Raw genomic sequence first — 25,464 nt, 5'->3', positions numbered from 1 at the left:
ATCCACCGCGCCTACGTCGGCCTCGGCGGCAACCAGGGCGACGTCGCCGCGACCCTGCAGTCCGCGCTGGCCGCGCTCGCGGCGCTGCCCGGCACGACCCTGGCCGCACGCTCCTCGTTCTGGCACACGCCGCCCTGGGGCGACACCGCGCAGCCGCCGTTCCTCAATGCCGTCGCCGCGCTCGACACCGCGCTGTCGCCGATGCCGCTGCTGGGCGCGCTGCTGGCGATCGAGCGCGCGCACGGGCGCGACCGTGGCGCCGATGCGCGCCGCTGGGGTCCGCGTCCGCTCGACCTCGACCTGCTGCTGCACGGTGACACGGTGCTCGCAGAGCCCGGCCTCGAACTGCCGCATCCACGCCTGCATCAACGTGCCTTCGTGCTGGTGCCGCTGGCGGAAATCGCCCCCGATCTCGTCGTCCCGGGGCGCGGCCGCGTCGCCGACCTGCGGGCCGCGGTGGATGCCGCGGGGATCGAGGCGCAAACTTGACGTCCCCACGTCGCGGCTGACCCCATGTACGCCAACAACGCTCCCACCGCCGCCGCGCGCGCCCGGCTGACGGTTCCGGCCCTGCGGAAGATGAAGGCCGACGGCCGCCGCATCGTCTCGATCACCGCCTACGACGCCAGCTTCGCGCGCAGCGTCGACAGCGCCGGTATCGACTTCATCCTCGTCGGCGATTCGCTCGGCATGGTCTGCCAGGGCCACGACAGCACGCTGCCGGTGACGATCGACGACATCGTCTATCACACCGCCTGCGTCGCCCGCGGTCTGAGCACGACCCTGCTGGTATCCGATCTTCCCTTCCAGGCCGATGCGACGCCGGAGCGCGCGCTCGATGCCGCGACCCGCTGCCTGCAGGCCGGCGCCGCGATGGTCAAGCTCGAGGGCGCCGGCCCGAAGCTCGAGGTCATCCGCTTCCTCGCCGAGCGCGAGATCCCGGTCTGCGCCCACCTCGGCCTGACGCCGCAGTCGGTCCTGCGCCTCGGCGGCTACCGGGTGCAGGGCCGCGAGGAGGCCGCCGCCGCGCGTCTGCTCGCAGACGCGCAGGCGGTGGCCGAGGCCGGCGCCGACATGCTCGTGCTCGAATGCGTGCCGAGCGCGCTGGCGAAGCGCATCACCGAAGCGGTGGCGATCCCGACCATCGGCATCGGCGCCGGCCCGCACTGCGACGGCCAGATCCTGGTGCTGCACGACATGCTCGGCATGAACAGCGGTCACCGCCGGCCGCGCTTCGTGAAGGATTTCCTCGCCGACGGCGGCTCGATCCTCGGCGCGCTGCAGGCCTACGCGAGCGCGGTGCGCGAAGGCAGTTTCCCCGGTCCCGAACACGGATACGAATGATGCAGACCCACAACACGATCCTGGCGCTGCGCGCCCAGGTGCGGCAGTGGCGCGAGCAGAGGCTCAGCGTCGGCTTCGTGCCGACGATGGGCAACCTGCATGCCGGTCATTTCGCCCTGCTCGAACTGGCGAAGCAGCAGGCCGACCGCGTCGTCGTCAGCATCTTCGTCAACCCGACCCAGTTCGGCCCGAACGAGGACTACGCGCGTTATCCGCGCACCGAGGCCGCCGATGCCGAGGCCCTGCGCGAGCGCGGTTGCGATGCGCTGTTCCTGCCCTCGGTCGAGCAGATGTATCCCTTCGGGACGATGGGTTGCGTGCAGATGCACGTCCCCGGCATCACCGACATCCTCGACGGCCTGCACCGCCCGGGCCACTTCAACGGCGTCGCCCAGGTGGTCGCGCGGCTGTTCAACATGGTGCAGCCGGACCTCGCGGTGTTCGGGCGCAAGGATTACCAGCAGCTGCAGGTGATCCGTTACATGGCGCGCGAGATGAGCTTCCCGCTCGAGATCGTGCCGGCGCCGACCCTGCGCGAGGCCGACGGCCTGGCGATGAGTTCGCGCAACCAGTACCTGTCGGCGGACGAGCGCAAGCTCGCGCCGCGCATCCACGACACCCTGCTGTTCATGCGCGACGCCGCCCGCCAGGGCCTGCCGATCGACCGCATCGAGGACGCCGCCCGCGAGCGCCTCGAGGCCGCCGGCTACGTCGTCGATTACGCCGAGATCCGCCGCGCCGACCTCAGCCGGGCGCGAATGCCGGTGGAGCAGGGCCTGGTCGCGCTGATCGCCGCGCGGCTGGGACGTACCCGCCTGATCGACAACCTCGAGTTCGACCCGTTCTGAGCTTCGCATCGCCGTGAAGGCCGTCCGCTAGACTCGGTGGAAGTCCCACACGAAGGAGCGGCGATGCGCACGGAACGCGACTGGCAGTCACTGATCCGCCACGGCGAACGTCTGCGCGGCACGCCGCTGCGCACGCTCGTGCAGGCCGACCCGGGGCGCGCGAAGGCGATGGCGCTGCGGGTCGGGCCGATCTACGCGAACTTCGCCCGCCAGCACGTCGACGGCGATGCCGACGCGGCGCTGCTCGATTTCGCCCGTGCCGCCGATGTCGAGGCGGCGCTGGCGCGGCTGTTCGACGGCGGCATCGTCAACGTCACCGAGCAGCGGCCGGCGCTGCACAGCGCGCTGCGCGGCGACATCGGCGCTGGCGAGCCCGTCGCGCAGGCCCGCGCGCTGGTCGCCGACGCGCGCGCGCGCATGGACGCGCTGCACGCCGAACTCGCCGCCGGGGACGTCACCGACGTCGTCAGCGTCGGCATCGGCGGCTCCGACCTCGGCCCGCGGCTGGCGGTCGACGCGCTGAAGGACTTCGCCGACGGCCGCTTCCGCGTGCACTTCCTCGCCAACGTCGACGGCAGCGCCGCCCAGCACCTGCTGCGCGGACTCGACCCGGCGCGCACCGCGGCGATCCTGGTGTCGAAGAGCTTCGGCACCGAGGAGACCCTGCTCAACGGCGCGATCCTGCGCGACTGGCTCGGCGGCGGCGAACGCCTGTATGCGGTCAGCGCCAATGTCGAGCGCGCCGCGGCTTTCGGTGTCGACGGCGCCCGCTTACTGCCGATGTGGGACTGGGTCGGCGGCCGCTATTCGCTTTGGTCGGCGGTCGGTTTCGGCATCCAGCTGGCGATCGGCCGCGAGGGCTTCGACCGCCTGCTCGCCGGCGCCGCCGGCATGGATGCGCATGCGCGCCATACGCCGGTCGAATCGAATCTGATCGTGCGGCACGCGCTGACCGCGCTCTGGAACCGCGTGGCGATGGCGCGCCCGACCGCGGCCGTCGTGCCCTACGACCAGCGCCTCGCGCTGCTGCCGGCCTTCCTGCAGCAACTGGTGATGGAAAGCCTCGGCAAGTCGGTACGCGAGGACGGCAGCCCGGTGCCGGTGCCGACCTCACCGGTGGTCTGGGGCGGGCCCGGCACCGACGTGCAGCACAGCTTCTTCCAGGCCCTGCACCAGGGCACCGACGTGGTACCGGTCGAGTTCATCGGCGTTGCGAAACCCGCGCACCCGCACGCCGCCAACCACCGGTCGCTGCTCGCGAACCTGCTGGCACAGGCACAGGCCCTCTGCGAGGGCGAAGACGGCGACGACCCGGCCCGCCACTACCCCGGCGGCCGCCCGTCGACGGTGATCCTGCTCGACGAACTCAGCCCCAATGCCCTCGGCGGCCTGCTGGCGCTTTACGAGCACAGCGTCTACCTGCAGGGCGTGCTAGTCGGCATCGACCCCTTCGACCAGTGGGGCGTGGAGCTCGGCAAGCGGCTGGCGGCGGGGGTGCGGCCGGCGTTGGCGGGGGAGGGCGGGGTGCTGGCGGATGCGGTCACGGCGGAGCTGGTGGAGCGTATCCGCGCGCACGCGGGGTGACGCGCGTTCCGACCGGGCTTGCCCACAACGGATAAAGGCCGATAAGAGCCGATTCTCTTGATGGGTGGGTGCGGGGCCCGGGGGGCGATTGCTTCAGTCCAGCACCACCTTCGGATGCCGCGCCAGCGCCCACGCGACATGCTCCCGCACCATTTCGTCCGGCTCGTCGCGGCGCGACGCCAGCGCCGCGAGCACGGAAGGCGTCGTCGGCGCATTCCCCAGCGCCACCGCGATATTCCGCAGCCACCCGCGATACCCGGTCCGCCGGATCGCCGAGCCCTCGGTGCGCTTCAGGAACTCTTCCTCCGTCCACGCGAACAGCTCCACCAGCCTCGCGCCGTCGAGGCCGTTGCGCGGCGCGAAGTCGGCCTCGCCGTGCGCCACCGCGAACTTGTTCCAGGGGCAGGCGAGCTGGCAGTCGTCGCAGCCGAAGATGCGGTTGCCGATCAGCGGGCGCAGTTCTTCTGGGATGGCGTCGCGGTTCTCGATCGTCAGGTAGGAGATGCAGCGGCGGGCGTCGACCTGGTAGGGGGCGACGATCGCGCCGGTCGGGCAGACCTGCAGGCAGCGCGTGCAGGTGCCGCAGTGCGCGCTCGCGGGTTCGTCGACCGGTAGCGCGAGGTCGGTGTAGAGCTCGCCGAGGAAGAACCAGCTGCCGGCGTCGCGGTTGATCAGGCAGGTGTGCTTGCCGATCCAGCCGAGGCCGGCGTCGCGGGCGAGGGCGCGTTCGAGCACCGGTGCCGAATCGACGAACACGCGATGGCCGAACGGGCCGATCGCGCCGGCGATGCGGTCGGCGAGTTTCTGCAGGCGGTTGCGCATCAGCTTGTGGTAATCGCGGCCGAGTGCGTAACGGGCGACGTAGGCGGCTTCGCCGTCGGCCAGGCGGGCCCAGGCGGCATCCTCGTCGCCGGTGCCGTAGTCCATGCGTACCGAGATCACCCGCAACGTGCCGGGCACGAGTTCGCCGGGGCGCGCGCGCTTGTCGCCGTGGCGGGCCATGTAGTCCATGCCGCCGTGGAAGCCGCGCGCCAGCCAGGCCTGCAGGTGCGCCTCGTCTTCGCCGAGTTCGACGCCGGCGATGCCGGTCTGCTGGAAACCCAGTTCGCGGGCCCAGATCCGGATGTCGGCGGCGAGGGCGGCGAGGTCGGGCATCGGCGCAAGTATAGAATCCTGCGGATGATTCCCCCGTTGCCCCTCTATCGCGCCGCGCAGGTGCGGGCCATGGACGAACTGGCGATCGCCACGCTCGCCGTGCCCGCCCATGAGCTGATGACGCGTGCGGGCCGCGCCGCCTGGGAACTGCTGCGCGCGCGCTGGCCGGCGGCGCGGCGCATCGGCGTGGTCTGCGGCCCCGGCAACAATGGCGGCGATGGTTTCGTGGTTGCCCGGTTCGCCCGCGAAGCCGGCCACGAGGTATGCGTGTTCGCGCCACCCGGCATGCATCCGCGCACCGATGCCGCGCGCCAGGCGCTGGCCGACTGGCGCGCTGCCGGCGGCCGCGTGGTCGCCTTCGACGGCGTGCTGCCCGAGATGGACGTCTGGGTCGACGCGCTCTACGGCACCGGCCTGACACGGCCGCCGTCGGAAGCGGCGCAGGGCATGATCGAACGCATCAACGCCAGCCGTAAGCCGGTGCTCGCGCTCGACGTGCCTTCCGGCATCGACGCCGACACCGGCCACGCCGCCGGCGCCGCGGTGCAGGCGACGCTGACGCTTTCGTTCATCGCCGCGAAGTGCGGGCTCTACACCGGCATGGCGCGCGATTTCGACGGTGAGGTGCTGCTGCACGACCTCGACCTGCCCGCCGACATGTTCGCGGCGATGACACCGGCCGCGCGCCTGGTCGTGCCCGGCGGCCTGCGACGCTGGCTGGCGCCGCGGCACGCCAACGCGCACAAGGGCGAACACGGGCACGTGCTCTGCATCGGCGGCGAGGCCGGCATGGGCGGCGCGGTGCGCCTGTGCGCGGAAGGTGCGTTGCGCACCGGCGTCGGCCTGGCCAGCGTCGCGACGCGCACGTCCGGTGTCGCCGCACTGGTCGCGGCGCGGCCCGAGGCGATGACGCATGCGGTCGAGGACGCCGCCGCGCTGGCGCCGCTGCTCGAACGCGCGACCGTGCTCGCCGTCGGCCCCGGCCTCGGCCAGGGCGCGTGGGGACGTTCGCTGCTGCAGGCGGCACTCGACAGCGGCAAACCGCTGGTGCTCGACGCCGATGCGCTGAACCTGATCGTGCAGTCGCCGCGGCCGCTGCCGCAGGCGATCCTGACGCCGCATCCGGGCGAGGCCGCGCGCCTGCTCGGCATCGACAACGCGGCGGTGCAGGCCGACCGCTATGCCGCGGCGGAAGCGTTGGTGCAGCGCTATCGCGCCGTCGTCGTGCTGAAAGGCGCCGGCACGATCGTCGCCGGGCCGGGACAGGTTCCCGCGGTGATCGGCGCCGGCAATCCCGGCATGGCCACCGGAGGCATGGGCGACGTGCTGTCCGGCGTGATCGCCGCGCTGCATGCGCAGGGCCTGTCGGCATTCGAAGCCGCGGTCGCCGGTGCGCTGCTGCATTCGGCCGCCGGCGACGCCGCCGCGCGCATCGGTGGCCAGCGCGGCCTGCTGCCGTCGGACCTGTTTCCGCACCTGCGAAGGATGGCGAATCCGGAATGAGTGCGCGCACGGTCTTCCTGCCCGACGAAGCGGCGACGATCGCCGCCGCGCAGGCATTGGCAGCGGCCGCGCCGGCACCGGCGGTGGTGTTCCTCGAAGGCGACCTCGGGGCCGGCAAGTCGACGCTGGCCCGCGCCTGGCTGCGCGCGCTCGGCGTCACGGGCACCGTGCGCAGCCCGACCTACACCCTGGTCGAGCGCTATCCGCTGGCCGATGGCGGCGAGGCGGTGCATCTGGACCTGTACCGGCTGGCCGATGCCGGCGAACTGGACTTCCTCGGCCTCGACGAACTCGCCGGCAGCGCCCGCCTGTGGCTGGTCGAGTGGCCGGAGCGGGGGCGGGGCGGCCTGCCGGCACCCGACCTGCGCCTGCAGCTGCAGGGCGAAGGGGCCGGGCGGCGGCTGGGGCTCGATCCCACCAGTCCGGCCGGCCGGGCCTGGCTGGCAGGAACCCCGTTCTGAAGCCTTCTCCGGGCCTCAATTCACGCCGCATTGAAGAAAGTTCCCCAGGTGACGGATTTCCAAAAGGTTTTTGTTGATTTCCGCTGAATCCGGTGATTGAATCGCCGGCAATGCGCCGGAACCCCTCCCTCGCGATGCTGTGCCTGCTGCTCACCGCGCCGGCGATGCCGGCGGCGGCGGGCCAGCTGTCCGGGGTGCAGGTGATCGAGGCCGAAGCGGGCACCCAGGCGGTGCTGAGCCTGGACGCCGACGCCGAGTACAAGCTGTTCACCCTGGCCAATCCCGACCGCCTGGTGCTCGACCTCGCCGGTACCTCGCTCGGCGCCGGCTATCGCGCCCCGGCGCCGAACGGCGTCGTCGCCGGCGTGCGCACCGGCAGGCCCGCCGAAGGCCAGCTGCGGGTGGTGTTCGACCTGGCCCGCGGCGTGCGCCCGCGCAGCCGCATCGAGGGCGAGGGCCGCGAACGCCGTCTCGTCGTCGAGATGCTGAGCGGCGACGCGCCGGCGATCGCCGCCGCGCCCGCCGCGCCCGCATCCGCGCCGGTGGCCGACGGCGCGGTCGCCGCGGTGCCGGTCGCCGCTGCGCCGACGCCGGCGCCGACCCCGGCGCGCACGATCGCCGACGTCATCGGCAGCGGCGAGCGCGAGCTGATCATCGCGATCGACGCCGGCCACGGCGGCAAGGACCCCGGCGCGCTCGGCCCGACCGGCAAGCGCGAAAAGGACATCACGCTGGCGATGGCGCAGGAACTCGCCGCGCAGATCGACCGCGAGCCCGGCATGACCGCGGTGCTCGTGCGCGACCGCGACGTGTTCATCCCGCTGCAGCAGCGCTACATGATCGCCCGCGAGGCGCAGGCCGACCTGTTCATCTCGATCCACGCCGACGCCGCGCACAACCGCAACGCCACCGGCGCCTCGGTCTACGTGCTGTCGCTGCGCGGTGCGTCGTCGGAAGCGGCGCGCTGGCTGGCCGACCAGGAGAACGCGGCCGACCTCGTCGGCGGCGTCGCCCTCGACGTGCGCGACCGCAACCTCGCCGCGGTGCTGCTGGATCTTTCGCAGAACGCGACGATGCGCGTCTCCGACGACGTCGCCGGCGAAGTGCTCGCGGCGCTCAAGGGCGTCGGCAAGGCGCACAAGCCGAACATCGAACGCGCGAACTTCGTCGTGCTGCGTTCGCCCGACGTGCCGTCGATGCTGGTCGAGACCGGCTTCATCTCGAACCCGGGCGAGGAAGCCAAGCTCGCCGATCCCGCCTACCGCACGCGCCTGGCGGCGGCGATCGTCGGCGGCGTGCGCAACTATTTCTCGACGCAGGCGCCGCCGGGCACGTGGTTCGCGGCGCGCCAGGGCACGCTCGCCAGCACGCGGCAGCACGTGGTCGCGCGCGGCGAGTCGCTCAGTGCGATCGCGATGCGGCACGGCATTTCGCTCGCATCGCTCCGGCAGGCCAACGGCATCCAGGGCGACGTCGTCCGCGTCGGCCAGCAACTCACGATCCCGATCCCGGCCTCCTCCGGCGGTAGCGCCGCCGTCGCCGCGCGGCGCTGAGCGTTTCCGACCGCGCTTGATCGTTTCGTCGCCGGGCGGTGGCGGACGCAGTGCGTTGCGCGGACACGCCGTGAATACGTCCATGTAGGCTCTTCACCGACATCCCTGTCGGTGAAGGTCCGCGCAACGCACTGCGTCCGCCACCGCCCCCCGAGGTTTCGTCGAGCGCGATCGGAAACGCCCAGCGCCGCCCGGCGGGTGGCGTCGGTTCGCCGACATCCGCAAGTTATCCACGCATTCGCGACCGGCCCGGGCCGACGTCGTCCAGGCGGGCGGAAACGGCCGCCGTCGGGCGGGTAGAATCGGCGGCCCGTGTAGGAGCGACGAATGGCGATTCGGCAGTTGCCGGACATCCTGGTGAACCAGATCGCCGCCGGCGAAGTGGTGGAACGCCCCGCGTCGGTGGTGAAGGAACTGGTCGAGAATGCCCTGGACGCCGGCGCCACCCGCATCGACATCGACCTCGAGGAAGGCGGCGTCCGCCTGATCCGCATCCGCGACGACGGCGGTGGCCTGCCGGCCGAGGAACTGCCGCTGGCGATCGCCCGCCACGCGACCAGCAAGATCGCCTCGCTCGACGACCTCGAGGAAGTCGCCACGCTCGGATTCCGCGGCGAGGCGCTGCCGTCGATCGCCTCGGTCAGCCGCTTCGCGCTCAGCTCGCGGCCGGCGGCGCAGGCGCATGGCGCGCGGCTCGAGGTCGATGGTGGCAAGGTCGGCGCGCCGATACCGATGCCGCATCCACCGGGCACCACCGTCGAGGTGCGCGACCTGTTCTTCAACGTGCCGGCGCGGCGGCGCTTCCTGCGCGCCGAACGCACCGAGCTCGGGCATATCGAGGAATGGCTGCGTTCGCTGGCGCTGGCGCGGCCGGAGGTCGAACTGCGGATCGGCCACAACGGCCGGCAGATCCGCCATTACCGGCCGGTGCGCGACGAGGGCGAACGTGGGCGGCGGCTGGTCGAGGCGCTCGGTCCGGGCTTCGTCGAGCAGTGCCTGCGCATCGCGCATGCGGCCGCGGGGCTGAAGCTCAGCGGCTGGGTCGGGCTGCCGACCGCGGCGCGTTCCAGCGCCGACCAGCAGTACTTCTACGTGAACGGCCGCGCGGTGCGCGACCGCACCGTCGCGCACGCGGTCCGCCAGGCCTATGCCGACGTGCTGTTCCATGGCCGGCACCCGGCCTTCGTGCTGTTCCTGGACTGCGATCCGCGGATGGTCGACGTCAACGTGCATCCGGCCAAGCACGAGGTGCGCTTCCGCGAGCAGCGGCTCGTGCACGAGTTCATCTACCGCACGCTGCACGAGGCGCTGGCCGAGACGCGCGCCGGTGCGGCGGCGGCCGTGCCCGCGGCGCCGGCTGCTGCGGCCTTCGCTGCCGCTGGCGACGGCGCGGTGCCGGTCGCTGCCGGCGCAGGGGGCGGCTGGGGCGGTGCGGCACCGGCGCAGGGCGGGCTGGGGCTGCCGGTGCGTGATGCGCTGGCCGGCTACGCGGCGCTGTACGGCAGCGCACCGGCGGTGGCCGGGGCGCCCGGGGAAAGCACTGCAGACCAGGCCCCGCTGCCGGCGGCCGACGAAAATTCGCCGCCGCCGCTGGGTTATGCGCTGGCACAGCTGCACGGCATTTTCGTACTCGCCGAGAACGCCCACGGGCTGATCCTCGTCGACATGCACGCGGCCCACGAACGCATCACCTACGAACGCCTGAAGGCGGCCCGCGACGGCGACGGCATCCGCCGGCAGCCGCTGCTGGTGCCGCTGGCGCTGGCGGTGTCCGAGCGCGAGGCCGACCTCGCCGAGACGCAGGCCGAGCGCCTGGCCGACTGGGGCTTCGAACTGCGCCGCACCGGCCCGCAGGAGCTGAGCCTGCGCAGCGTGCCGACCCTGCTGGCCGACCTCGACCCGCGACCGCTGGTGCTCGACGTGCTGGCCGACCTGCGCGAGCACGGCAGCAGCCGGCGGCTGGAGGAAATGCGCAATGAACTGCTGTCGGCACTGGCCTGCCGGACCTCGGTGCGCGCGAACCGGCGCCTCACCGTTCCGGAGATGAATGCCCTGTTGCGGGAAATGGAGTCGACCGAGCGTAGCGGCCAGTGCAACCATGGCCGCCCGACCTGGGTCCAGCTGACCCGGTCCGAACTCGACCGACTGTTCCTGAGAGGCCGCTGATGAACCTTTCCGCCCGGCTGGCACTGCTGCTGATGACCGCCCTGATCACCACCGCTTGCGGCGACCGCGGCGCCGACGAGGCTGCCTCCGCCGAGGCGCGTGCGGCCGAAGCCGCGCGCCGAGCACACGAACAGGAAATCCTGGCGTGGCGCGAGCAGCGGGTCGCCCGCCTGACCCGGCCCGACGGCTGGCTGTCCCTGGTCGGCATGCTCTGGTTGAACCCGGGTTCGACCTTCGTCGGCTCGGCCTCCGACAACGGCACCCGCCTGCCGCGGGGCCCGGCCCAGATCGGCATGCTGACGCTCGGCGCCGACGGCAGCGCCAGCCTGCGCCTGAGTCCCGGTGTCGAGACCGAGCTGCTGGTCGACGGCGAGCCGCCGGCGAAGGGCGCGGTGATCCCGCTGGTCGCCGACACCGCCGGCAGCCCGACCGTGGTCGCCTTCGACGGCGGCGAGGCCAGCTTCATCCTGATCGAGCGCGCCGGCCGCTACGGCCTGCGCGTGCGCGATGCCCACGCGCCGACCCGCGTCGGCTTCCCGGGCATCGACTACTGGGACATCGACCCGGGCTTCCGTTACGTCGCCCGTTTCGAGGCGCACCCGCCGGGCAAGATGGTCGACATCGTCAACGTGCTCGGCATGGTCGAGCCGGCGCCGAATCCGGGCCGCGTGCACTTCACGACCGCCGACGGCCGCGAGATCACGATGGAAGCGGTCGACGAGGGCGACGGCCGCCTGTTCTTCACCTTCGCCGACCGCACCAGCGGCCATGGCAGCTACGCGGCGTCGCGCATGCTCTACGCCGATCCGCCGGGCGCCGACGGCACCACGGTGCTGGACTTCAACAAGGCCTACAACCCGCCCTGCGCGTTCACCGATTTCTCGACCTGCCCACTGCCGCTGCCGGAAAACCGGATCGACCTGGCGGTGACCGCCGGCGAGAAGAAGCCGTTGCCCTTCCTGCCGGTGGCCGCCGCCGAGCCGGAAGCGGCGCCCGCCGAAGCCGCGGCGCCGGCCACGCCGGCGCGCAGCGGTGACCGTTCCTGAGCCACCCACCCTGAGGATCTCCCGATGCTGCGACGGCTGCTGCGCCTGCTCCCGACCCTTCTGCTGATTCCGGCCGTCGCCGCCGCGGAGGCGCCCAAGCCTCTGCTGTGGAAGGTCAGCGACGGCGACAACGCCGTCTACCTGCTCGGCTCCTTCCACCTGCTGCAGCCGACGGACTATCCGCTCGCGGAAAGCACCGACGCGGCCTTCGCCGACGCCGAGCGCGTGGTGTTCGAGATTTCGCCGGAGGAGGCGAACTCGCCGGCGCTGTCGATCGGCTTCCAGCAGGCGGCACTGCGCGAGGACGGCAAGCGCCTCGAGGACACGTTGCCGCCGGCGCTGTGGCAGCGCCTGCAGGCGCACGTCGTGGCGCGCGGCGGCAATCCGGCCGTGCTGCAGAATTACGACGCCTGGGCCGTCGGCCTGACGCTGTCGCTTACCGAGATGCAACGCCTCGGCCTGGATCCGAGCCACGGCCTCGACCGTCACTTCATGCAGCGCGCCGCCACCGCGGGCAAGCCGACCGGTGGGCTCGAGACCGCTGCCCAGCAGGTCGCGCTGTTCGAGGAAATGACGCCGGAACAGCAGATCGCCGCGCTCGAGGACGCGCTCGGCGAGGCCGCCGAGCTGCGTGAGCGGATCGCGCAGATGCACGCGCTGTGGCGCGCCGGCGATGCCGACGGCCTGGCCGCGGCGACGCTCGACGAACTGCGCCGCGACCACCCGCAGCTGTACGCGCGGATGAACCGCGACCGCAACCAGGCCTGGCTGCCGGTGGTACAGGCGATGCTCGACGACAGCGACACGGATGACACCCTGCTCGTGGTCGGCTCGATGCACCTGCTCGGCGACGACGGCCTGGTCGAACTGCTGCGCGCCAGGGGTTACCGCGTCGAGCGGCTCTGAGGCGGCGGCACGAGCTCGATGCAGTCCACCGGGCAGGGCGGCAGGCAGAGCTCGCAGCCGGTGCAGAGGTCGGCGATCACGGTGTGCATCAGCTTCGGCCCGCCGACGATCGCGTCGACCGGGCAGGCCTGGATGCACTTCGTGCAGCCGATGCATTCGGCTTCGACGATGCGCGCGAGCACCAGCGGTTTCTCGACGCCGTTGGCCGGGTTCAGCGGCTTCGGTGCGCGACCGAGCAGGCGCGCCAGCGCGACGATGCCGGCGGCGCCGCCCGGCGGGCACTGGTTGATGTCGGCAGCGCCGGCGGCGATGGCCTCGGCATAGGGCCGACAGCCGGCGTAGCCGCACTGGGTGCACTGGGTCTGCGGCAGCAGCGCGTCGATCCGGGTCGCGAGCTCCTCGTGGCCGCCCATCACAGGCCTCCACCCTGCACGACCAGGCCCACCGCCAGCGCGGCGGCGCCGGCCAGCAGCGGCGCCTGCAGCGGGGACGGCCGTGGCCCGGCATCGAGGCGTTCGCGCAGGGCCGGGCAGGCGAGCGCCAGCACGCCCAGCAGCGCGGCCACGCCCGCGGCGGTGGCGATCGCCGCGGGCAGCGGGCTTGGGAGGGTCGCAGCCACCCCGCTCGCCGCGCCGGTCAGCGCCGCCTGCGACACCGCGACGGGGACCGGCAGCGCCGGGTCCGGGCGGCGCCGCTGCCACAGGCCGCGAACGAACAGCACGACCGCCACCGCGACTGCCGCCTGCAACAGCCGTGGCGCGGCGAAGAGACCGGGCAACGCGGCCAGCAACGCCGCCGCCCCGGCCGGGAACATCAGTTGCCGCGGCCGAACCCGCACCGGCGACCCGGCGGCCAGCACCGGCGCCCGCAGGCCGGCGAACACGGTCGCGAAGACCGCGGCCGCCAGCAGCAGGCTCGGCAGCGGACCCACCGCGATCAGCGCACCGGCATGCCGGCGGCGCCGCCCTCGTCGACCGCCAGCAGCGCCAGCGCGCCGCCGTCGTGGCCGGCCGACAGGATCATTCCCTCGCTGAGGCCGAAGCGCATCTTGCGCGGCGCCAGGTTGGCGATGAACACGACGTGGCGGCCTACCAGCTGCTCGGGCGCGCCGTAGCTGGCGCGGATGCCGCTGAAGATCTGCCGCTGGCCGAGCTCGCCGGCGTCGAGCAGGAAGCGCAGCAGCTTGTCCGAGCCTTCCACGAAGCCGCACTCGAGCACCTTGCCGATGCGCAGGTCGAGTTTCGCGAAGTCGTCGATGCCGATCGTCGCGGTCTTGCCCCCGGCCGGCGCGGCTGCCGCCGGCGTTGCGGCGGCGGGGGTCGCGGTGGCGGGGGACGCGGCGTTCTCCGCCTTCGCGGGTGCGACGGCACTGGTTTCGGTCGGCTTCAGGTCTTCCTTGCTGGCTTCGATCATGGCTTCCACGTGTTTCGGGTCGATGCGGGTGAAGAGGTGGCTGTAGGCTTCGATGCCCGGCGGCAGCGCGTCGGCGTCGGCGAAGGACGTCACCGGGCCGCGGCGGAACAGCGCCATCGCCTTGCCCGAGAGCGCCGGGACGATCGGCGCCAGGTAGACCATCAGCGTGTGGAAGGCGCGCAGCACATCCGAGCAGATCGCGTGCAGCTCCTCGCGGCGGTCGTCGTCCTTCGCCAGCAGCCACGGCTTGGCGGCATCCCAGTCGCGGTTGATGCGGTCGGCGGCTTCCATCGCGAGCCTGACGACGGCGGCGAAGTCGCCGTCGGCGTAAAGGGCGCGGACGGCGGCGCCGTCGAGCAGCCCCCGCAGTGCCTCACGGCGCGCGTCGTCGGCGAACGCATCCAGCGCGCCGTCGAAGTGCCTGGTGACGAAACCGGACGCCCGGCTGGCGATGTTCACCAGCTTGCCGACCAGGTCCGAGTTCACCCGCGCCTGGTAGTCGGCGAGGTTGAGGTCGATGTCGTCGATGCCGCCGTCGGACTTCGTCGCGAAATACCAGCGCAGCGCTTCCGGATCCAGGCCGCTGTCGAGGTAGGTGCGCGCCATCACGAAGGTGCCGCGCGACTTGCTCATCTTGGCGCCGTCGACGGTCAGGTAGCCGTTGACGTGCAGCGCGGTCGGCGCGCGCAGGCCGGCGCCGTGCAGCATCGCCGGCCAGAACAGGCCATGGAAGTTGATGATGTCCTTGCCGATGAAGTGGTGCAGCTCGGTCGGCTCGGCGCCGGCCGGGTTGCGCGCGAGGTCGGTGAAGGCGGCGAAGTCGATGCCCTCGCGTTCGCAGAGCGCGCGGAAGGACGCCAGGTAGCCGATCGGCGCGTCCAGCCAGACGTAGAAGAACTTGTCGGTGGTGCCCGGGATCGGGAAGCCGAAGTAGGGCGCGTCGCGGCTGATGTCCCAGTCGCGCAGGCCGCCGTCGAGCCACTCGCGCAGCTTGGCGCGCACGCCCGGATGGGCGACGTCGCCGGCCAGCCATTCGCGCAGGAAGGCCTCGAACCGGCCGAGTTCGAAGAAGTAGTGCTCGGACTGGCGCAGTTCCGGCACCGCACCGGAAACCACCGAGCGCGGATTCTTCAGGTCGGTCGGCGCGTAGGCCTTGCCGCAGACCTCGCAGTTGTCGCCGTACTGGTCGGCGGCGCCGCAGTTCGGGCAGTCGCCCTTGATGTAGCGGTCCGGCAGGAACATGCCGCGCACCGGGTCGTAGAGCTGGGCGATCGAGCGGCTGGCGATCGCCGCGCTGCCGTGGCTGCCGTCGCGCAGGCGGGTGTAGATCTCCGACGCCAATGCCTGGTTCTCCGGCGAATGCGTCGAGTGGTAGTGGTCGAAGGCGACGCCGAACGCCGCGAAGTCGGCCTCGTGCCCGGCCTGGATCGCGCGGATGAAGTCCTCGGGCGACTGCCCGGCTTTCTCGGCCGCCAGCATGATCGGGGTGCCGTGGGCGTCGTCGGCGCAGACGAAATGCACGGTGCCGCCGGCCATCCGCCGCGCCCGTACCCAGATGTCGGCCTGGATGTAGCCGACCAGGTGGCCCAGGTGCAGCGGGCCGTTGGCGTAGGGCAGGGCGTTGGTGACGAGGGCGGGACGCATCGGCGGTCGGCGGTTCGGGGGAGCCCGCCATTATCCCGGAAGCCGGCGGCCGATGCTGCCCGTCGTGTGCGAATGCGGGAACCCGAGGCGAAAGAAAGGGGTCCGGCCGAAGCCGGACCCCTCGAAGTGACGCAGGAGCTATCAGAACTTGTAGGCGATCGTCAGGCCGAACTCGCGGCCCAGCGGGCTGTACGCGCGCCAGAAGTACGGATAGGTGTTGAACGTACGGTCTTCCGGGGAGACGTCGTCGAACACGTTGTTGATGTTCAGGCGCATCGACAGGTTCTCCGTCCACTGGCGACCGATCGACAGGTTGACCGTCGTGTGCGGCGGCGCACGGTCGTCCAGCTCGCCCGAGACCACGTCCGGATGCGACAGGATCCAGCGCGGCTGGCTGCCGTAGCGGTTCACGAACACCGTGGCATCCCAGTCGTCCTTCGACCAGCCCATGGTGACGCGGACGCGGCTGCGGAAGTCGACGTTGCCGTTGTCGTCACGATAGGAGAACGGCGTGTCGCCGGCGCGCTGGATCAGGATCTGCTCCAGCGTGTGCGACCAGTCGATGCGGGCGCGGAAGTTGCCCCAGTTGTCCGTATCCCAGCCGTAGCTCAGCGACGCGTCGATGCCCTTCACGCGACGGTAGGCCTGGTTGATGGGTCCCGAGCGGATCTCGGTCAGGCGGTCGTCGTTGAGCGGGTCGCGGTCGAGGCGGTTCAGGATCTCGGCGCAGTACGCCGAACCCGGCGCATACGGGAACGGCGCGCCGTTCACCGAGACGCCGTTGCGGCAGCCGTACTCGTCGCTGAGGATCGTCGTGCCGCTGAGCACCGCGACCTCGTCCTCGAGCTCGATGTCGTAGTAGTCGGCCGAGAACGACAGCTGGTCGGTGATGTCCCACACCAGGCCGGCGCTCCACGAACGGCCGGTTTCTTCCTTCAGACCGGGCTGGCCTTCGGAGGTGGTGAACGCCTGGTAGTTGTAGACCGCACCGGCGCCGGAGCAGCCGGTCGGGGCGATGCCGTCACGGGCGCAGCGGACGTAGTCGACGATCTGGCCGAACGAGCCCGAACGCTCCGAGAACACGTAGTGCATGTCCGGGGCCTTGAAGCTCGTCGCGTAGGCGCCGCGGATCAGCAGGTTGTCGAACGGACGGAACTCGATGCCGCCGTTCCAGGTGATCGCGTCGTCGACGTTGGTGATGTCGTCGTACTTGTCGTAGCGCGCCGCGGCGGTGATCGTCAGCATGCTGAAGATCGGGAACGAGGTCTCCACGCCGAACGCGTAGCGGTCACGATCGCCGCCGCCGCCGGTGCCCGTCAGGTTGTAGATCGAGGCGACGGTCGGGAGGATGCGCTCGTCCGAGTTCAGGCGGTACGACTGCGTCGACCACTCGGCCACGGCCGCGAACGCCGAGGTGCCGCCCGGCAGCTCGAACATGTCGCCGGAGACGACGAACTGCGCGCCGGAGTTCTCCGACTTCGCGTCGTATTCGACCTGGGTGGCCATCGTCCAGTAGTCGGCCGCCGAGATCGGACCGAAGAAGCGATCCCAACGGGTGGCGAAGACCGGCACGCCGTTCGGCATGCCCGGGATGCCGGCGTAGGCGCCGCTACCCGTGACGCCCAGCTGCGGGCCGAGGAAGTAGTCGGCGGCGCCCTGGATCGTCATGCGCGGACGGGTACGCTCGACCTTGTACTCGGCGTGGCTGACGGTGAAGTCCCAGTCGAAGCGGTCGCCGAACGTGCCGCGCAGGCCGGCGGCGAAGTCCCACGAGTCCTCGGTGAACTTCTGGAAGGTGCCTTCCGGACCGCCGTAGGTTTCCGGGGTCAGCGCACGGATCGCCAGCACGCGCAGACCCAGGTTCGGGTCGTAGTGGGCGACGTTCGGACGCAGGCCGAACCACTGCTCGACGCCACCGCCGAGCTCGGCGTCGGAGTGGAAGAACATCAGGCTGGCCCAGCCGGACACGGTGTCGCTGAAGTCCAGGTTGCCGTACAGGTAGCCGGAGCTGTCCTTCTGGCCGTTGACCACGGTCTGCTCGGCCGGGTAGCGGTCGTAACCACAGCCGTCACCGAGGACCACGCCCGAGGCGGTGCTGCGGTAGGTGAAGCGCTGGTACAGGTCCGAGCCCTGGCAGTTCGCACCGAACGGCATGATGTACGAGCCGGCGGTCGGCACGCCCTGCACGCGGACCTGGATACCGATCGGCGGCTGGTAGACGTTGCCCACGCCCGGGATCAGCGCCGGATAGGGGTTGTCCTCGGCCGAGTCCATGAAGTCGCGCTGCCACGCGAACAGCGGGCTGCGGTTGTAGTGCTCGAAGGCGTAGGTCAGGCTGCCGCCGTCCCACACCTTGCCGCCGGTCCACTGCAGGTCCATCGTCGACGCGCCACCGGCCTGGGTGGTCGTGCCCTTGATGGAGATCATGTCGCCCTCGTAGTCCTTCTTCAGGACCACGTTGACCACGCCGGCGACCGCGTCGGAGCCGTAAATGGCCGAGGCGCCGCCCGCCAGGACTTCGATGCGCGCAACGGCGCCGGCCGGGATGTTGTTGAAGTTCTGGAAGTTGCTGCGGCCGTTGTACGGGAACGGGTAGTCGTTCGCGCGGCGACCGTTGATCAGCAGCAGGGTGCGGCCCGGGCCGAGGCCACGCAGGTTGACGACACCGGCATTCGGCGTGAAGCCGCCCGCCGAGTTGAAGTCGTTCTGCACCGAGCCGGTGTTGGCGGCCAGCGACTCGATGGCGTCGTGCACCGTCGAGAAGCCTTCGCGCTCGATCTGCTCGGCGGTGATCACGACGACCGGCGACGGGCCCTCGATGTTGCTGCGCTTGATGCGCGAACCGACGACCTCGACCGTTTCCAGCTCGGTCGCATCGGCGTCATCGCTGTTGTTGCTGCTCTGTTGCGCCATCGCCAGGCCCGGTGCTGCCAGAGCGAGCACGAGTGCGCTGGCGAGCGACGAACGACGAAGCCCCGCATAGTGAATTGGCTTGTTCATCAACTTCCCCTAGCTTGTTGTTTCCCGGGAGATTTTTATGCCCGGTCGGTGGCGGCGGACGCAACTATCGCTGTCTGCCTTAACGGGACCGTAACACAACCCTGCGCAAATCTTTACTTCCTGTTATGTCGCCCCGGTCGGGTGCCGTTTGGTTTCTGTTCACTTAAGGGGCGCTAGGGGGCGCCGGAAGCGGCCGGGAAGGTAAAGTTGCGTCACGAAACCCCCGCCACGGAGCCCCGATGACCGCCCCCGAGACCCGTTACCGCCAGGCCGTCGACGCCCTGAACCGCGGCGAGTGGCAGCGCGCCCTGGCCGAGGCCGAAGGCCTGCTGCGGGTGGCGCCGCAGCACGGCGGGGTGAACTTCGTCGCCGGGGTGGCGGCGCTGCAGCTGGCGCAGATGCCGCTGGCGATGAACCGGCTGCAGGCGGCGATCCGCCTCAGCCCGGACCGGCCGGACTATCTGGTGCAGTTCGCCCGCGGGCTGGCGATGTCGCGGATGTTCAGCGAGGCCCTGCAGGCCGCCGAGCGGGCGCAGGCCATCGGCGGCCTCGACCCGCTGAGCCTGGACACGCTCGGCATCGTCTACACCCAGGCCAGCCGGCATGCGCAGGCGCTCGCGGCGTTCCGGGCGGCGGCGACGGCGGTGCCGGGCAATCCCGGTTTCCGCTTCAACCTGGCCTCGTCGCTGACCTTCGCCGGCGACATCGCCGGGGCCGAGCGCGAATACGAGGAATGCCTGCGGCTGGCGCCGGGCCACGCCCGCGCCCATCTGGCGCTGGCGCAATTGCGCCGGCAGACCCCGGAGGCCAACCACGTCGAGCGGCTCCAGCGCCTGCTCGCGGCCGGCAAGCCGCCGGCGGTGACGGCGATGTACCTGCACCTGGCCCTGGCCAAGGAACTCGAGGACCTGGGCCGGTATCCGGAGGCCTTTTCCCACCTGAGCGCCGGCAAGCGTTTCGGCGGCGAAGGGCGCGGCTATACCAGTTCCCGCGACCAGGCCCTGTTCGACGCGGTGATCGCGGCGATGCCGGAGGCGCCGTCGGCCCGGCCGGGCCATCACAGCCGCGAACCAATCTTCGTGATCGGCATGCCGCGATCGGGCACGACCCTGGTCGAGCGGATCCTGTCGAGCCATCCGGCGGTACAGAGCTGCGGCGAGCTGCAGAACTTCGGTGTCGCCTTCAAGCGCGCCAGCGGCAGCACGACCCGGTCGATGTTCGATCCGGACACCGTCGGCCGCGCCGGCGGGATCGACCCGGCCGCGCTCGGCGCCGCCTACATCGCCAGCACCCGCCCGGTGACCGGCGGCAAGCCGCACTTCGTCGACAAGCTGCCGCACAACTTCCTCTACGCCGGCTGGATCGCCACCGCGCTGCCGGACGCGAAGCTGGTCTGGCTGCGCCGCGATCCGCTGGACACCTGCCTGGGCAACTTCCGCCAGCTGTTCGCGCTGACCAGCCCGTTCTACGACTACTCCTTCGACCTGCTCGACACCGGCCGCTACTTCCTGATGTACGAGCGGCTGATGGCGCACTGGATGGCGCTGTTCCCCGGGCGGTTCCTCGAGCTGTCCTACGAGGACCTGGTCGACGACCAGGAAGGCCAGACCCGCCGCCTGCTCGAGTTCTGCGGCCTGGACTGGGATCCGGCCTGCCTGGATTTCACCGGCAACCCGGAGGCGGTCGCCACCGCCAGCGCCGTGCAGGTGCGCGAACCGCTGAACCGCCGCTCGATCGGCCGCTGGCGCCGCTTCGAGGCCGAACTCGCGCCGCTGCGGGAGCTGCTGGCCGAGGGCGATGTCCCGGTCCCCCTCTGACCCCCTGGCCCACCTGATCTGTAGGAGCGCCTTCAGGCGCGATGGCCAGAAACGAGGAACGAGGAACGAGGAACGAGGAACGAGTAGGAGCGCGCGCTGCGCGCGAAAGGCCGCGCGCCGTCGGCGCAACCCTCTCCACTCGTGCGGAGCACATCCGCGCCAAAGGCGCGGGCCGTCACTCGTTTCTCGTTCCTCGTTTCTCGTTTCTAGTTATCGCGCCTGAAGGCGCTCCTACAGAGGGAGGGAGGGGAGGGCGGGAGAAGAACCAAAAAAAACCCGCCCCCGAAGGGGCGGGTCCGGTGACGCGACGGGTCGGCCGTCAGAAGCGGTAACGCGCTTCCACGTAGAACGCCCGGCCGAGCACGTCGTACTGCGCGCTGTTGTACGGCGCGCCGGTCGTGCCCGGATAGGTGTAATCGCGCGGCGGCATGTCGTCGAACAGGTTGTTGACCATCAGCGAGACTTCGAACTGCTCGTCCGGCGCCCAGGTGAAGGACCAGTTCCAGCGGGTATGCGACGGCAGGTTGTCGGCCAGGCCCAGCGGATCCACACCGTCGTCGTACACACGGGCGCGATAGTTCGGCGTCTTGCCCATGTAGTTCGCGTACAGCGTGGTGCTCCAGTCGTCGCGACGGAAGGTCAGCGAGGCATCGGCCTTCGTCTTCGGGTCCGACGACCAGCCCGGGCGGCGCAGCAGGTCGATCGGCTCGTCGCCGGTGTACTGCACGTAGGTGTAGTCGACCATCCGCGTGAAGTTGCCGCGGACGGCGAAGTCGCCCACGCCTTCCCAGGTCCAGCCGTAGTTGACCGCGACCGTGAACGCTTCGACGTCACGCTTGGACACGTTGATCTTCGGCGTGTAGATCTCGTCGATGCGGCCGCTGGCGCCACGGGTGATCTGGTCGAGCGCGGCGATGCAGGTCGGCGAGGCGATGTCGAGCTCGCCCAGGCGGCAGCGGGCTTCGATCAGCGCGATCTCGTTCGGGCTCTGCGTGGTGACTTCGTTCTCGATCTGCCAGCTGTGGTAGTCGAGGGCCACCGAGAAGCGCTCGAACGGCGCCAGCACGATGCCGACCGTCCAGACGTCCGCGTCGATCGGCTTCAGGTCGGTGCTGCCCGACTGGGTGCCGAAGAACTGGCGGTTGGAGTCGGCGCCCGGGCAGCTGACCGGCGCTTCCGCGTAGTCGTAGCCCTGCAGCGCGCAGCGGTAGTAGTCGGTCACGAAGCTGTAGTAGCCGCTCGCACCCTGGTACAGGTCGGCCAGGGTCGGCGCGCGGAAGGCGGTGCCGAACTTGCCGCGCAGCAGGATCGTGTCGGTCGGACGGAACTCGGCGCCGAACGACCAGGTCGGGGCGTCGATCGTGTGTCCTTCGACGTCGTAGGCGTCGTAACGCGCCGAGACGGTGGTCGTGAACATGTCGTGCCAGGGCGTGCGCAGCTCGCCGGTCAGCGAGTAGCGGGTACGGTCACCGTCGCCGGCCACCGCGGTGGTGCCCCAGACGTCGCCGTTCATGTAGCCCGGGTGCGGCCGGTAGGTCCAGCTCTGGCGACCGCCCTCGACCGCGACCGCGACACCGGCGTCGCCGCCACCCATCTGCCACAGGGAGCCGTTGACGAACTGGGCGCGGACGAAATCGTCCTCGGTCTCGCTGCGCGAGGTCGCGAAGCCGGTGAAGCTGTTGAACTCTTCCGGCGTCAGCAGGCGGTAGAAGGCCTGGTAGTCGGGATCGAAGACCGGGTAGGCGCCGTAGTACGGATCCCAGCCGAGCTGCGGACCGAGCACCAGGTCCTGGAAGAAGTCGTTGATCGGGCCGGCCCAGCGCACGAAACCGACCTCATCCAGGCTGTAACGGGTGAAGGTCGCGCCGATGTCGTAGTCCCACATCGAGTTGCCGATGGTGCCGGAGACGCCGAAGGTCAGTGCCCAGGCCTTCGACTTGTCGGTGCTCATCGAGTTCTCGTAACCGCCCGGACCCATGTCCTCCGGCACGAAGGCACGCTGCAGGTTGAAGAAGTCGTCGTAGTTCGGGTCGTAGAAGTAGCCCCACTCGACGCTCGTGCCCCACCAGGTGTAGTTGGCGCCGACGTGATAGGAGACGTCCTCGCGGCTGTACAGGAAGTCGGCGTACAGGCGGGCGTTGTCGGCGATGTCGAACGTGGTGTGGGCGTAGAACTGGTACGCCTCCTTGTCGTTCGCCAGGGTGCGGTAGCCGACGGAGTCCAGCGAGCCGCAATACGTGCCGAAGCCCGGGCGCACCTGCTGGTCGACGCTGCCGTTGAAACCGTCGGACACGGCGTCGCAGGAGCCGTCCGGCACCAGCCAGTTGTAGCTGGTGAACGGGCTGTTCACGAGCCAGTCGCGGCTGGCGATCGGCGCGCTCGTGCCTTCGGTGAAGTAGGTGCGGGTCCAGTCGCGCTGGTGGGCCCAGACCGCGTCGCGCTTCTCGCCCTGCAGGCCGAGCATCATGTTGAAGCGCTCGTCCTTGCTGCCGAAGCCGGTGGCGAAGCTCACGCGCTGGCTCTGGCCGCCGCCGTGCTCGTACCAGCCGAAGCGGGCGTTGACCGACGAGCCGTCCATGTTCTTGCGCAGGATGATGTTCACCACGCCGGCGATCGCGTCGGAGCCGTACAGCGACGACTGGCCGCCGGGCAGGATCTCGATGCGCTCGACCAGGTCGATCGGAATGCCGCTGATGTTGTTGAAGGCGTCGGAGCCGTTGTACAGCGCCGGGAAGTTCGCCATCGGGCGGCCGTCGATCAGGAACTTGGTGAATCCGACCGGCAGGCCGAACATCGAGATCGTCTCGGCGCCCTGGGTGAACGAGGCGGAGGTCTGCGAGCCCTGCACGCCGCCGACCGACATGCTGGACTCCTTCAGCACCTCGGCGACCGTCGCGAAACCGCGCGCGCTGATGTCTTCGGCGGTGATGATCGTCACCGGAGTGGCGGTCTCGATCTCCGTCTGCGGGATCAGCGAGCCGGTCACGACGATGCGGTCGAGCGTGGTGACGCGCTCGTCGTCCCTGTCGTCGTCATTGGCCTGCTGGGCGAGCGCGGTGCCGCTCACCGGAACGAGCATGGCCGCGACCAGGGCGGCGCAAAGCTGGTTCCGTTTCGGCGTCTTGCTGCGATTGCTCATGCGGGAATCCCCTGCTGGTGGTTGGACTGGCCGGGGCCCCGGAACCGCCGGAGGCAGTGTCGTTCGACACCCCGACCTCCGGACGTTAACACGCGGTTCACGTCCTGCCCAACACCAGAAACGCGTTGGGCCCGCCCCCGTCCGGGGCATAATTCCCGACTCCACCGGGAAGCCGTGATGACCGTCGCAGAATCCGAAAACCTCCGCCGCCGCCTGGCCGAACTGCCCGACCCGCATACCGGCACCTCGCTCGGCGAGACCGACGCCCTCCGCGGGGTCGGCGTCGACGGTGACCGCGCCGCGATCGAGATCCGCCTCGGCTACCCCGCCCGCAGCTGGCATGCCGAACTGGCCGCGCAGGTGCGCGCCGCCGCGACGAGCGTGCCCGGCATCCGCGAGGCGACCGTCACGGTCGAGTCGAAGGTGGCCGCGCACCGCGTGCAGAAGGACCTCGGGCCCTTGCCGGAGGTGAAGAACATCATCGCCGTCGCCTCCGGCAAGGGCGGCGTCGGCAAGTCGACGACCGCGGTGAACCTGGCGCTGGCGCTGCAGGCCGAAGGCGCCACGGTCGGTATCCTCGACGCCGACATCTACGGCCCGAGCATCCCGGCGATGCTCGGCCTGCAGGGCCGCCCGGAGAGCCCGGACGGCAAGACCATCGAACCCAAGCGCGGGCACGGCCTGCAGGCAATGTCGATCGGCCTGCTGATCGACCAGGACACGCCGATGATCTGGCGTGGTCCGATGGTCACCCAGGCCCTGCAGCAGCTGCTCAACGACACCCGCTGGCAGGGTCTCGACTACCTGGTGATCGACCTGCCGCCGGGCACCGGCGACATCCAGCTGACGCTGGCGCAGCGGGTGCCGGTCTCCGGCGCGGTGATCGTCACCACCCCGCAGGACATCGCCACCCTGGACGCGCGCAAGGCGCTGCAGATGTTCGCCCGCGTCGAGGTGCCGGTGCTGGGCATCGTCGAGAACATGGCGGTGCACGTGTGCTCGAACTGCGGCCATGCCGAACACGTGTTCGGCGCCGGTGGCGGCGAGCGGATGGCGGCGCAGTACGGGGTGCCGCTGCTGGGTTCGCTGCCGCTGGACATCCGCATCCGCGAGATGGCCGATGCCGGCGCCCCGACCGTCGCCGCCGCGCCGGACTCGGACCCCGCCCGCGCCTACCTGGCGATCGCCCGCCGCACCGCGGCGCGGCTGGCGCTGCAGGCGCGCAACCGCCGGATCGCGTTCCCGAACATCGTGGTGCAGAACACCTGACGCGGGCGCCGCTAGAATGCCGGTCCCCCTCGACGCGAGCCCCCGATGAGCATCAAGTCCGACCGCTGGATCCGCCGCATGGCCCAGGAGCACGGCATGATCGAGCCGTTCGCGCCCGGTCAGGTCAAGCACGCCGCCGACGGCCACCGCATCGTCAGCTACGGCACCTCCAGCTACGGTTACGACGTCCGCTGCGCGCGCGAGTTCAAGATCTTCACCAACATCAACTCGACGATCGTCGACCCGAAGGCCTTCGACCCGACCAGCTTCGTCGACGTCGAGGCAGACGTCTGCATCATCCCGCCGAATTCCTTCGCGCTGGCGCGCACCGTCGAGTATTTCCGCATCCCGCGCGACGTGCTGGTGGTCTGCCTCGGCAAGAGCACCTACGCGCGCTGCGGCATCATCGTCAACGTGACGCCGCTGGAGCCGGAGTGGGAAGGGCACGTGACCCTGGAGTTCAGCAACACCACGCCGCTGCCGGCCAAGATCTACGCCGGCGAGGGCGTCGCCCAGATGCTGTTCTTCCAGTCCGACGAAACCTGCGAGACTTCCTACCGGGACCGCGGCGGCAAGTACCAGGGCCAGACCGGGGTCACCCTGCCACGCACCTGAA

The 25,464-nt window shown here is 70.8% G+C and carries 18 protein-coding genes and 1 pseudogene; 13 read left to right on the top strand and 6 right to left on the bottom strand.

Going from position 1 to position 25,464, the window contains the following annotated elements:
• The 4 genes from folK to pgi all read left to right on the top strand — a co-directional run bounded on the left by folK (position 1) and on the right by pgi (position 3,776).
• Entirely contained in the window at positions 1 to 489 is a 489-nt protein-coding gene (folK, locus tag K311_RS0103965) for a 2-amino-4-hydroxy-6-hydroxymethyldihydropteridine diphosphokinase (protein WP_043798004.1), read from the top strand.
• A gap of 24 nt (positions 490 to 513) precedes the next feature.
• On the top strand, positions 514 to 1,344 hold the full coding sequence (panB, locus tag K311_RS0103960; protein WP_051239445.1) for a 3-methyl-2-oxobutanoate hydroxymethyltransferase: 831 nt from the start codon (positions 514 to 516) through the stop codon (positions 1,342 to 1,344).
• Positions 1,341 to 2,192, top strand: coding sequence for a pantoate--beta-alanine ligase (gene panC, locus K311_RS0103955; protein ID WP_026816246.1), 852 nt, complete (start codon positions 1,341 to 1,343; stop codon positions 2,190 to 2,192). Before panB ends, panC begins: the two co-directional genes overlap by 4 nt.
• Positions 2,193 to 2,255: 63 nt before the next feature.
• Positions 2,256 to 3,776, top strand: coding sequence for a glucose-6-phosphate isomerase (pgi, locus tag K311_RS0103950; protein WP_026816245.1), 1,521 nt, complete (start codon positions 2,256 to 2,258; stop codon positions 3,774 to 3,776).
• A gap of 93 nt (positions 3,777 to 3,869) precedes the next feature.
• Here pgi and queG read toward each other — a convergent pair whose 3' ends face one another.
• Positions 3,870 to 4,931 carry a tRNA epoxyqueuosine(34) reductase QueG gene (queG, locus tag K311_RS0103945; protein ID WP_043797987.1) on the bottom strand — a complete coding sequence of 354 codons (1,062 nt, stop codon included), beginning with the start codon at positions 4,929 to 4,931 and terminating at the stop codon, positions 3,870 to 3,872.
• 24 nt (positions 4,932 to 4,955) lie between these two features.
• Between queG and K311_RS0103940 the strand changes: the two genes are divergently transcribed.
• From K311_RS0103940 to K311_RS0103915, 6 genes are all read left to right on the top strand, one after another.
• A complete protein-coding gene (locus tag K311_RS0103940; protein WP_026816244.1) occupies positions 4,956 to 6,434 on the top strand; it encodes a bifunctional ADP-dependent NAD(P)H-hydrate dehydratase/NAD(P)H-hydrate epimerase in 1,479 nt (492 codons plus the stop codon).
• On the top strand, positions 6,431 to 6,895 hold the full coding sequence (tsaE, locus tag K311_RS0103935; protein ID WP_026816243.1) for a tRNA (adenosine(37)-N6)-threonylcarbamoyltransferase complex ATPase subunit type 1 TsaE: 465 nt from the start codon (positions 6,431 to 6,433) through the stop codon (positions 6,893 to 6,895). Before K311_RS0103940 ends, tsaE begins: the two co-directional genes overlap by 4 nt.
• A gap of 110 nt (positions 6,896 to 7,005) precedes the next feature.
• On the top strand, positions 7,006 to 8,448 hold the full coding sequence (locus K311_RS15170; protein WP_081683248.1) for an N-acetylmuramoyl-L-alanine amidase: 1,443 nt from the start codon (positions 7,006 to 7,008) through the stop codon (positions 8,446 to 8,448).
• A 327-nt stretch (positions 8,449 to 8,775) separates the two neighbouring features.
• A complete protein-coding gene (mutL, locus tag K311_RS0103925; RefSeq protein ID WP_026816242.1) occupies positions 8,776 to 10,614 on the top strand; it encodes a DNA mismatch repair endonuclease MutL in 1,839 nt (612 codons plus the stop codon).
• Positions 10,614 to 11,660 (top strand): DUF1684 domain-containing protein, encoded by a 1,047-nt coding sequence (locus tag K311_RS15165; RefSeq protein ID WP_051239443.1) that lies wholly within the window; start codon positions 10,614 to 10,616, stop codon positions 11,658 to 11,660. Before mutL ends, K311_RS15165 begins: the two co-directional genes overlap by 1 nt.
• Before the next feature lie 24 nt (positions 11,661 to 11,684).
• Complete coding sequence (locus tag K311_RS0103915; RefSeq protein WP_051239442.1) at positions 11,685 to 12,566, top strand: TraB/GumN family protein; 882 nt, start codon at positions 11,685 to 11,687, stop codon at positions 12,564 to 12,566.
• On the opposite strand, the pseudogene K311_RS15160 reads toward K311_RS0103915, so the two are convergent.
• From K311_RS15160 to K311_RS0103895, 4 genes and pseudogenes are all read right to left on the bottom strand, one after another.
• Positions 12,557 to 12,979, bottom strand: a pseudogene (locus tag K311_RS15160) (RnfABCDGE type electron transport complex subunit B); the annotation flags it as partial. The gene K311_RS0103915 and the pseudogene K311_RS15160 sit on opposite strands and share 10 nt — an antisense overlap.
• Positions 12,979 to 13,497, bottom strand: coding sequence for a hypothetical protein (locus tag K311_RS0103905; RefSeq protein ID WP_026816240.1), 519 nt, complete (start codon positions 13,495 to 13,497; stop codon positions 12,979 to 12,981). The gene K311_RS0103905 and the pseudogene K311_RS15160, both read right to left, overlap by 1 nt.
• Before the next feature lie 5 nt (positions 13,498 to 13,502).
• Positions 13,503 to 15,623 (bottom strand): methionine--tRNA ligase, encoded by a 2,121-nt coding sequence (metG, locus tag K311_RS0103900; RefSeq protein WP_026816239.1) that lies wholly within the window; start codon positions 15,621 to 15,623, stop codon positions 13,503 to 13,505.
• Between the two features lie 141 nt (positions 15,624 to 15,764).
• Positions 15,765 to 18,623 (bottom strand): TonB-dependent receptor plug domain-containing protein, encoded by a 2,859-nt coding sequence (locus K311_RS0103895; protein ID WP_051239441.1) that lies wholly within the window; start codon positions 18,621 to 18,623, stop codon positions 15,765 to 15,767.
• 239 nt (positions 18,624 to 18,862) lie between these two features.
• Between K311_RS0103895 and K311_RS0103890 the strand changes: the two genes are divergently transcribed.
• On the top strand, positions 18,863 to 20,440 hold the full coding sequence (locus tag K311_RS0103890; RefSeq protein WP_026816237.1) for a tetratricopeptide repeat-containing sulfotransferase family protein: 1,578 nt from the start codon (positions 18,863 to 18,865) through the stop codon (positions 20,438 to 20,440).
• A 319-nt stretch (positions 20,441 to 20,759) separates the two neighbouring features.
• Here the strand turns inward: K311_RS0103890 and K311_RS0103885 are convergent, their stop codons facing one another.
• Positions 20,760 to 23,579, bottom strand: coding sequence for a TonB-dependent receptor plug domain-containing protein (locus K311_RS0103885; protein WP_026816236.1), 2,820 nt, complete (start codon positions 23,577 to 23,579; stop codon positions 20,760 to 20,762).
• A gap of 177 nt (positions 23,580 to 23,756) precedes the next feature.
• On the opposite strand from K311_RS0103885, the gene apbC reads away from it, so the two are divergent.
• Both apbC and dcd read left to right on the top strand, forming a co-directional pair.
• Positions 23,757 to 24,848, top strand: coding sequence for an iron-sulfur cluster carrier protein ApbC (gene apbC, locus K311_RS0103880; RefSeq protein WP_026816235.1), 1,092 nt, complete (start codon positions 23,757 to 23,759; stop codon positions 24,846 to 24,848).
• Positions 24,849 to 24,893: 45 nt separating this feature from the next.
• Positions 24,894 to 25,463 (top strand): dCTP deaminase, encoded by a 570-nt coding sequence (gene dcd / locus K311_RS0103875; protein WP_026816234.1) that lies wholly within the window; start codon positions 24,894 to 24,896, stop codon positions 25,461 to 25,463.
• Position 25,464: the final 1 nt, after the last annotated feature.

Source organism: Arenimonas composti TR7-09 = DSM 18010 (assembly GCF_000426365.1).
Classification (GTDB): Bacteria; Pseudomonadota; Gammaproteobacteria; order Xanthomonadales; family Xanthomonadaceae; genus Arenimonas; species Arenimonas composti.
The sequence above is the reverse complement of the archived record's forward strand: the minus strand, read 5'-3'. Positions and strand labels throughout refer to the sequence as shown.